At 30.9% G+C, this 874-nt stretch carries 1 protein-coding gene; it reads left to right on the top strand.

The window, feature by feature from the left end:
• Positions 1 to 146 precede the first annotated feature (146 nt).
• The coding region (locus LS81_RS11035; protein ID WP_138069962.1) for a glycosyltransferase family 2 protein at positions 147 to 874 on the top strand (728 nt) is incomplete at its 3' end.

The following is an 874-nucleotide window of genomic DNA, read 5'->3' as shown; positions in this document are numbered from 1 at the left end:
ACACTAACATCACAAAACAGAATAATACCTTAAGACATAAACTCACACAAAACACAACATTATATATAACCCAAATTTGCTATAATACAAAGATGTATCATAACTGCATATAATAGATTATACAGAAACATATATAAGGAAATGCTATGCATAATACTACCATATACAACAACACTAATCAAACTACTATCACTTGCAATAATACAGCACAAATCCTACAAAACAAAAAAGTAGGTGTTGTAATACCTATCTATAATGTAGCTCAATATCTAAGAGAATGCCTAGATTCTGTAATAAATCAAACCTATAAGAATCTAAGCGTTCTTTTAGTGAATGATGGAAGTACAGACAATAATGAAAGTTTAAACATAGCAAAGGAATATGTAGCAAAGGATTCTAGGTTTATACTGATAGATAAAGAAAATGGGGGGCAAAGTACAGCCAGAAACGTAGGCATTGCATGGTTTAGTGAAAAATATAAAACAACACTAGATTCTAGCCATACTAAACAGAATGGTGACACTATAAATAATACACACAACAATACAACCAATAATAATGGGGGGGGGGGGGTAGCACTTTGCTCTTACGTTGTTATAAATGAGAATCCATATAATATTAATAGGATTTATTCTAACAACAATGCAACACAACAAGAACAAGAAACTACATATAATGCAAACAATAATAATATTGCACTACAACCACAAAAGATAGATTATATTATCTTTTTAGATTCTGATGACTTTTGGAAGCCTTATTGCATAGAAGAATGCATAAAGCATTCAGATGGTGTTGAGATTGTGTGGTTTGATTTCTTACCATTTTATGAAAATGATAACAAGAGGGAATGGGGAATAACTATGCAAGAATG

The organism is Helicobacter trogontum (assembly GCF_000765905.2).
GTDB classification, from domain to species: Bacteria; Campylobacterota; Campylobacteria; order Campylobacterales; family Helicobacteraceae; genus Helicobacter_A; species Helicobacter_A trogontum.
This window is presented reverse-complemented; position numbering and strand designations above follow the sequence as displayed.